The sequence below is a fragment of the Rhodoferax sp. genome (assembly GCF_023701345.1).
Taxonomy (GTDB): Bacteria; Pseudomonadota; Gammaproteobacteria; order Burkholderiales; family Burkholderiaceae_C; genus Rhodoferax.
Genome location: NZ_JAMPXE010000155.1, coordinates 1 through 6,908 on the forward strand (window position 1 = coordinate 1; position 6,908 = coordinate 6,908).

Sequence of the window (6,908 nt, forward strand, 5' to 3'; positions counted from 1 at the left end):
GGTGGTCGTATCTGGATTCGCGTGTTCCCTGACAAGCCAATATCCCAAAAACCCGCAGAAGTGCGTATGGGTAACGGTAAAGGTAACCCCGAGTACTACGTGGCTGAAATCCAGCCCGGCAAGATCGTGTTTGAAATCGTGGGTGTCTCCGAAGAGCTGGCTCGTGAAGCGTTCCGTTTGGCAGCTGCCAAATTGCCGTTGCGTACCACCTTCGTGTCGCGCATGATCGGTCAGTAATCAGGAGAAAATGATATGAAAACGACTGAATTACGCCAAAAAGACGTCGCCGGTTTGCAGGCAGAAGTCAAAGCGCTGCAAAAAGCACACTTTGGTTTGCGCATGCAAAAAGCGACCCAACAACTCAACAATACAGCCACACTGCGTTCAGCACGTCGTGACATCGCTCGCGCCAAGACCATTCTGGTCGAAAAGCAAGCCGCTGTTCCATCCGCCAAATAAGGAGCGAAACATGACGGAAGCTAAAACATCCCTCAAGCGCACCTTGATCGGCAAGGTGGTCAGTGACAAGCGTGCAAAAACGGTCACGGTGCTCATTGAGCGTCGTGTCAAGCACGAGCTCTACGGCAAGATCGTTGGCAAGTCCAGCAAGTACCACGCCCATGACGAAAAGGGCGAGTACAAAATGGGCGACATGATCGAAATCACGGAAAGCCGCCCTATTTCCAAGACCAAGAACTGGGTTGCCACGCGCCTGGTGCAAAAGGCCTCTCTGGTCTAAGTCTTTGCATAAGCTGCATGTCAGCACATTAGAAAACGGCTCACAATGGTGGGCCGTTTTTGTTTTTTCGGTTGTTTTTAATTCAGGAGTTAGCCATGATTCAAGTAGGTGACCAGTTACCAGCCGCAACGCTGATGGAGTTTCATGAAACCGAAGGGGGTGGCTGTAGTCTGGGCCCGAACCCAGTCGATGTGGTGGCGGCCAGTGCTGGCAAAACCATTGCGCTGTTTGCCTTGCCGGGTGCCTTCACCCCCACTTGTTCAGCCAAACATGTGCCGGGCTACATCGCGAACCATGATGCGCTTAAAGCCGCTGGCGTTGATGAAATCTGGTGTATCAGCGTCAACGATGCTTTCGTGATGGGTGCCTGGGCACGTGACCAGAAGACTGGCGACATGGTCCGCATGCTCGCCGACGGCGATGCTGTTTTTGCCAAGGCCACCGGCTTGACGCTCGATCTGACCGGCAAAGGCATGGGACTGCGCAGTGCCCGTTACTCGATGCTCGTTAAAAACGGCAAGGTGGCCACGCTCAATATTGAAGGTCCTGGCAAATTCGAAGTCAGCGATGCAGCAACCATGCTGGCGCAAGCCAAGGCCTGATCAAAGTCGCGCCATCAGGTAGTGGGCCCCTTCGATGGGGTTGTAGTAATAAGGGGGAACTTCGATGAACCCCAGATCCTGGTACATGGCGCGCGCTGTTTCCATTTCACTCAAGGTGTCCAGCAGCATGGTGGCGTAGCCCGCTTGCTGCGCTGCCCCCATGACGGCTTCAGCCAGACGTCGGCCCAAGCCGCTGCCGCGCAAGGTCGGGCGCACATACAGGCGTTTCATTTCGCAGGCGTTGGGATAATCGGCCGCGTCCAGCGGTCGCAGCGCGCAGCAGCCTACCAATTCATGTTGCGAGCGGGCCAGCATGAGTGCGCCCCGTGGGGGGGCATAGTCGCCAGGCAGCGCAGCCAGCTCAGCGTCAAAATTCTGGAAGCACAGGTCAATGGCCAGACTGTTGGCATATTCCGTGAACAGTGATCGCACTGAGGCCAGCTCCGACATATCAGTCAATGGCTGGATTTGAATGGGTTCAGAAGTCATGTGGGCAAATAGACGTGTCGGTCATTAGCCATTGAGGCCGATGACAAGGCTGCTGACCAGTGCTGCGCAAGCCAGGAAAATCAGTCCGGCCCGGCGTCGCTCAGGCGCGCCATCATGGGTGCTGGGTGCTTGAATGGGAACTGACTTGTCCCCCGTGATCATGGAGATGATGAGGTCGTCATGTTTTCGAAAATAGTAAAAAGCAATCGCACCAAGGTGCAAGGCCACCAGTCCCAGCAGGATGAATTTGCCGATCTCTGTATGATAAAAAGTGGCGTTGCCGATCCAGGTCGAGGACACGAAACGAACCAATGGACCCGCAGCGGCAATTTCATCATCGCTTATCAAGCCTGAGGCAACTTGCAGGCTCAGTAAGGCCAGCATGGTCACTACGGACAGGGCGCCCAGTGGGTTATGACCGACGCTGTCTTGCGGTTTGCCTTGGCCTTGCAGGTAACGCCAGATCTTGCGGGGCCCGACCACGAACGTGGAAAAACGCGACCAGTGGCCACCATACACGCCCCAGACAAAACGAAATAGCAACAAAGTCAGCACACCATAGCCAAAGCGAAAATGCCAGTCCATGGCCGCGCCGCCCACCTGACTGGTGACAAACAAGCCAACAACACACAGCGACAACGTCCAGTGAAACAGGCGCGTTGGCGCATCCCAGACACGAACAATCACAGCCATGATGTCCTATTTAGAAACGGATAAACACTTTGTTGAATTCTCATACACTTTGCATCCCAATCTGGTTTAGTTTAACGACGAAAGGTCTCCCATGAAAACACTCACGGCTTGTCTTCTGGCAGCCACAGCGCTCACCATGGCCGTACCCGCATTGGCTCAATTCTCCAAACCTGAAAATGCCATCAAATACCGTCAAAGTGCCATGTTCATGATGGCGCAAGATTTTGGTCGAGTGGCTGGCATGGCGTCAGGCCGAATTCCGTTTGACGCCAAGGTGGCAGCAGACAGTGCGGCGGTTGCTGAACTCATGTCTAAATTACCCTGGGCGGGTTTTGGCCCAGGCACTGACTTGGGCAAAACCAAGGCCAGGCCTGAAATCTGGACCAACAAGGCCAAATTTGACGACTACGCTAGAAAAATGCAGGCAGAAATGGGCCAGTTGGCAGTGGCAGCCAAGTCGGGTAATCTCGACAGCATCAAGCTCGCAGTGAAAGCCACGGGTGCTGCTTGCGAATCGTGCCACGACGATTTCCAGGAAAATTAAACCAGGACCAGCGTTTGGGTGTGCGCTTGCCCCAAGGGCATGACCTCAGCCCGCTCGTCGTTAAGATGTCAGGATTTCATATGCTCCAGCTCGCTTTTATGAAACGACGCCGTTTTAGTGCCCTATCCGCCGCCATGCTGGCAGGTTCCTGTATGGGCCTGCATGCAACAGCTTACGCACTGTCGCTCAACGACATCACCAACGCCCAAGCCTCGCAGGGGCTCAAACTGGCGTTGGAAAAGGGCGCCGTTGCGGCCGTCAAATTGTTGGGCCAGCCCAATGGCTTTGCCGGTAACGACAAGGTCCGTATTCCGCTGCCGGGCGTTCTGGACGATGTCGCCAAACTATTGCGTGGCCTGGGCCAGGGTGCCCGCCTCGATGAATTGGTTGTGGCCATGAACCAGGCTGCGGAGACCGCCGTGCCGCTGGCGCGCGACATGCTGGTTGGTGCTGTCAAAACCATGAGCGTGCAGGACGCCAAGAAAATTCTCACTGGTGGAGAAACGTCGGTCACCGAATTTTTTGCCGAGAAAACACGCCAGGCCTTGAGCATCAAATTTTTACCTGTGGTCACTAAAGTCACCTCTCGCGTCAATCTGGCAGACAAATACAACCAGATTGCCGGCAAGGCTGCAGGCATGGGTTGGCTCAAAAAGGACCAGGTGTCGATAGAGCAGTACGTGACTGCCAAATCACTCGATGGCCTTTACCTCATGATTGGTGAAGAGGAGAAAAAAATACGGCAGGACCCGGTGGGTACCGGCAATGCCGTGCTGCAAAAAGTGTTTGGTGCCTTGCGATCCTGATGGCTGATTCTTCTGTGACCAACCGGTTGTCCCGACGCAATGCCATTTTGGTGTTTATTGCCTTTGCCTTTGCCTACTTTCTCTCGGCGCTGATTCGGGCCATCACGGCCACGCTGTCGCCGACGTTGACGCAGGAATTTGTCCTGGACGCGCAGGATCTGGGGCTGCTGGCTGGCGGTTATTTTTTGGGTTTTGCGGCGACCCAGTTGCCCCTTGGGGCCTGGTTGGATCGGTATGGTCCCAAAAAAGTGATTGTGTATTTCTTGCTGGTCGCCGTGCTGGGCTGCGCGGCCTTTGCCATGGCTGACAGTTTTAAGGGCCTGCTGCTAGCGCGCGTCCTCACGGGGGTTGGCGTCAGCGCCTGTCTGATGGCGCCGCTGACGGGCTACCGGCGCTGGTTCGAAGCCGCTTCACAAATGCGTGCCAACTCCTGGATGTTGATGACTGGCTCCTTTGGCATGGTGGCCTCCACCATGCCGGTGCAATGGTTGATACCCCTGGTGGGCTGGCGTGCCTTGTTCTGGGGGCTGGCCGCATTGGTGTTTTTGGCCATGCTTCTGATCTCCTGGCAGGCACCTCACTGGCAGAATGCCGTACCGGCTGCTGATTCCCAGGCTGCCGCCAAGCCCAGCTATGGTGCCGTCTGGCGTCACCCCTATTTCAGAAGTATGGCGCCTATGGCGTTTTTCATTTATGGCGGGCTGGTGGCCATGCAGACCCTGTGGGTCTCGCCGTGGATGATTCGCGTGGCGGGCTTTACCCCATTGCAAGCAGCCATGGGCCTGTTCTGGATCAATATGGCCATGCTGATCACTTTCTGGACTTGGGGTATGGTCTATCCCGGGTTCGCCCGCCGGGGCTACACCGCCGACCGCCTGATTGGCTACGGCATGCCCGTGAGCTTTATCCTGCTGACCATCATTATTGCTGCGGGCCCGGCCATCGGCGTTTGGGCAGGTGTCGCCTGGGCTTTGTATTGTGTGAGCTGTACGTTCATCTCCCTGGCTCAACCCGCTGTGGCGATGGCTTTTCCTGCAAACCTGGCGGGGCGGGCCATGTCGTCTTACAACTTGTTGATATTTGCTGGCGTGTTTGCCGTGCAGTGGGGCATTGGTCTGGCCATCGATGGATTTCGCGCCCTGGGTTGGCAAGAGGTTTCAGCTTTTCAGATGGCAATGACGGTCTATTTGCTTTGCACCGTTGCTTCCTATGCGTACTTTGTGGCAACAAAAAGTCATAATCAGGCAACGAGTTGAACCGTGAGTCATCACCACAACCACTAAAAAATACAGCACCCGTGAACGACCAATCCAACGGAATTTTCATCATTGCGCATGCGCCGCTGGCAACCGCCTTGCGTCAGTGTGTGCTGCATGTTTTTCCGGATGCTGCTGCATCGCTGGCCGTGCTGGATGTTCAGCCCAACATGCCAGCTGATGAATCCCTGGCCACGGCACGCATGACCATGGCACTGCTCAATACCGAGCACACGCTGATCCTGACCGACATGTTTGGCGCCACTCCCTGCAATGTGGCGCAAAAACTGGTCGATGGACTGAACTCCCGACTGGTGGCTGGCGTGAACCTGCCCATGCTGCTGCGGGCCATCACCTACCGCAACGAAGCCATGGACGCCCTGGTGGCCCGGGTGCTTGCCGGCGGCACCCAGGGCGTGATGCAGGTGGCTGTCACGGCACCGCAAAATCAGCAACGAAAACACAATGATCAAAACCACGACCACCATCAGCAATAAATTGGGACTCCATGCGCGTGCTTCTGCCAAGTTGACCAAACTGGCAGGCAGTTTTCCGTGTGAGGTCTGGATGATGCGCGGCGAACGTCGCGTCAATGCCAAAAGCATCATGGGTGTGATGATGCTGGCCGCCGGAATGGGCTCGGAGATTGAAATAGAAACCAGTGGCGAGCAGGAACAACAGGCCATGGAGGCCTTGTTGTATCTGGTGGCAGACAAATTTGGAGAGGGTGAATGACCTTTGCCATTCACGGTCTGGCTGTGGCCCGTGGTATCGCCATCGGGCGGGCGGTGCTGGTGGCTTCCAGCAGACTGGATGTTGCACATTACTTTATCGAGCCAGCGCAGGTCGGCGCTGAAATTAACCGGGTACGCGATGCCCGTGATGCGGTGGTGGCAGAAATTCGCCGTCTGCAGACCAGCATTGGCCACATGGGGCCCAAAGAAACGCCACAGGAGTTGTCGGCGCTGCTCGATGTCCACCTGATGCTGTTGCAGGACCAGGAGCTGGCGGCAGGCGTGCAGCACTGGATCAAGGACCGGCTTTACAACGCGGAGTGGGCCCTGACTTCCCAGCTCGATGTCGTGGCGCGCCAGTTTGACGAAATGGAAGACGACTACTTGCGCGAGCGCAAGGCAGATCTGGAGCAGATCACCGAAAAAATCCTGCGCGCCATGCGCGGCGTGTCATCGCCCCTGATCCAGCCCCAGGGGCGCGCCGGGCGACACAACGCACAACAGGATTTGTTGCTCGATGACACCGTGGATGTGCCGCTGATTCTGGTGGCGCATGATCTTTCGCCTGCGGACATGCTGCAATTCAAGCAAAGTGTTTTTGCCGGGTTCATCACCGATGTGGGTGGCAAGACTTCACATACCGCCATTGTGGCGCGCAGTCTGGACATACCAGCGGTGGTGGGCGCGCGTTTGAGCAGCCACCTGATTCAGCAGGACGACTGGGTGGTGATCGACGGCAACGCGGGTGTGGTGGTGGTGGACCCCTCGCCGATCATTCTGGCTGAGTATGGCTTCAAGCAGCGCCAGGTTGAACTTCAGCGCGGCCGCCTGGCGCGACTGCTGCATACCCCGGCAGTGACGCTGGATGGGCAGAAAATTGAACTCCTGGCCAATATCGAAATGCCGGAAGATGCAAGTTCGGCGTTGAAGGCGGGTGCGGTTGGCGTGGGCCTGTTCCGCAGCGAGTTTTTGTTCATGGGGCGCCACGGCAAACTGCCCAACGAGGACGAGCAGTACCTGGCTTACCGGCGCGCGGTGGAGGGTA

General features: G+C 56.5%; 12 protein-coding genes. 10 read left to right on the forward strand and 2 right to left on the reverse strand.

The annotated features are described in order from the left end of the window. The 4 genes from rplP to NDI87_RS15615 all read left to right on the forward strand — a co-directional run. On the forward strand, positions 1–237 hold a 237-nt coding region (gene rplP, locus NDI87_RS15600), incomplete at its 5' end, for a 50S ribosomal protein L16 (protein WP_296163773.1). A gap of 15 nt (positions 238–252) precedes the next feature. Continuing rightward, positions 253–459 (forward strand): 50S ribosomal protein L29, encoded by a 207-nt coding sequence (rpmC, locus tag NDI87_RS15605; RefSeq protein WP_296276372.1) that lies wholly within the window; start codon positions 253–255, stop codon positions 457–459. Between the two features lie 10 nt (positions 460–469). After that, entirely contained in the window at positions 470–739 is a 270-nt protein-coding gene (gene rpsQ, locus NDI87_RS15610) for a 30S ribosomal protein S17 (protein ID WP_296276373.1), read from the forward strand. 95 nt (positions 740–834) lie between these two features. Continuing rightward, positions 835–1,341 (forward strand): peroxiredoxin, encoded by a 507-nt coding sequence (locus NDI87_RS15615; RefSeq protein ID WP_296276374.1) that lies wholly within the window; start codon positions 835–837, stop codon positions 1,339–1,341. Here the strand turns inward: NDI87_RS15615 and NDI87_RS15620 are convergent, their stop codons facing one another. Then, complete coding sequence (locus tag NDI87_RS15620; RefSeq protein ID WP_296276375.1) at positions 1,342–1,830, reverse strand: GNAT family N-acetyltransferase; 489 nt, start codon at positions 1,828–1,830, stop codon at positions 1,342–1,344. 24 nt (positions 1,831–1,854) lie between these two features. After that, a complete protein-coding gene (locus NDI87_RS15625; RefSeq protein ID WP_296276376.1) occupies positions 1,855–2,523 on the reverse strand; it encodes a cytochrome b/b6 domain-containing protein in 669 nt (222 codons plus the stop codon). A 91-nt stretch (positions 2,524–2,614) separates the two neighbouring features. Between NDI87_RS15625 and NDI87_RS15630 the strand changes: the two genes are divergently transcribed. The 6 genes from NDI87_RS15630 to NDI87_RS15655 form a co-directional block, all read left to right on the forward strand. Next, positions 2,615–3,067, forward strand: a complete 453-nt coding sequence (locus NDI87_RS15630) for a cytochrome c (protein WP_296276377.1) — start codon at positions 2,615–2,617, stop codon at positions 3,065–3,067. 98 nt (positions 3,068–3,165) lie between these two features. Further along, positions 3,166–3,873, forward strand: a complete 708-nt coding sequence (locus NDI87_RS15635; protein WP_296276378.1) for a DUF4197 domain-containing protein — start codon at positions 3,166–3,168, stop codon at positions 3,871–3,873. Next, positions 3,873–5,129, forward strand: coding sequence for an MFS transporter (locus NDI87_RS15640; RefSeq protein WP_296276380.1), 1,257 nt, complete (start codon positions 3,873–3,875; stop codon positions 5,127–5,129). The genes NDI87_RS15635 and NDI87_RS15640 overlap by 1 nt, the downstream gene beginning before the upstream one ends. A gap of 41 nt (positions 5,130–5,170) precedes the next feature. Beyond that, positions 5,171–5,626 carry a PTS fructose transporter subunit IIA gene (locus NDI87_RS15645; protein ID WP_296276381.1) on the forward strand — a complete coding sequence of 152 codons (456 nt, stop codon included), beginning with the start codon at positions 5,171–5,173 and terminating at the stop codon, positions 5,624–5,626. Continuing rightward, positions 5,595–5,864 (forward strand): HPr family phosphocarrier protein, encoded by a 270-nt coding sequence (locus NDI87_RS15650; protein WP_296276383.1) that lies wholly within the window; start codon positions 5,595–5,597, stop codon positions 5,862–5,864. Before NDI87_RS15645 ends, NDI87_RS15650 begins: the two co-directional genes overlap by 32 nt. Further along, positions 5,861–6,908 (forward strand): phosphoenolpyruvate-utilizing N-terminal domain-containing protein (locus NDI87_RS15655; RefSeq protein WP_296276384.1); only part of this gene is annotated, 1,048 nt, incomplete at its 3' end. The genes NDI87_RS15650 and NDI87_RS15655, both read left to right, overlap by 4 nt.

Excerpts from the sequence above, each read along its gene's own strand:
- NDI87_RS15630 (WP_296276377.1), top strand. The coding sequence starts at position 2,615 with ATGAAAACACTCACGGCTTGTCTTCTGGCAGCCACAGCGCTCACCATG.
- NDI87_RS15625 (WP_296276376.1), bottom strand. The coding sequence starts at position 2,523 with ATGGCTGTGATTGTTCGTGTCTGGGATGCGCCAACGCGCCTGTTTCAC.
- NDI87_RS15615 (WP_296276374.1), top strand. The coding sequence starts at position 835 with ATGATTCAAGTAGGTGACCAGTTACCAGCCGCAACGCTGATGGAGTTT.
- NDI87_RS15640 (WP_296276380.1), top strand. The coding sequence starts at position 3,873 with ATGGCTGATTCTTCTGTGACCAACCGGTTGTCCCGACGCAATGCCATT.
- NDI87_RS15620 (WP_296276375.1), bottom strand. The coding sequence starts at position 1,830 with ATGACTTCTGAACCCATTCAAATCCAGCCATTGACTGATATGTCGGAG.
- rpsQ (WP_296276373.1), top strand. The coding sequence starts at position 470 with ATGACGGAAGCTAAAACATCCCTCAAGCGCACCTTGATCGGCAAGGTG.
- NDI87_RS15635 (WP_296276378.1), top strand. The coding sequence starts at position 3,166 with ATGAAACGACGCCGTTTTAGTGCCCTATCCGCCGCCATGCTGGCAGGT.
- NDI87_RS15650 (WP_296276383.1), top strand. The coding sequence starts at position 5,595 with ATGATCAAAACCACGACCACCATCAGCAATAAATTGGGACTCCATGCG.
- rpmC (WP_296276372.1), top strand. The coding sequence starts at position 253 with ATGAAAACGACTGAATTACGCCAAAAAGACGTCGCCGGTTTGCAGGCA.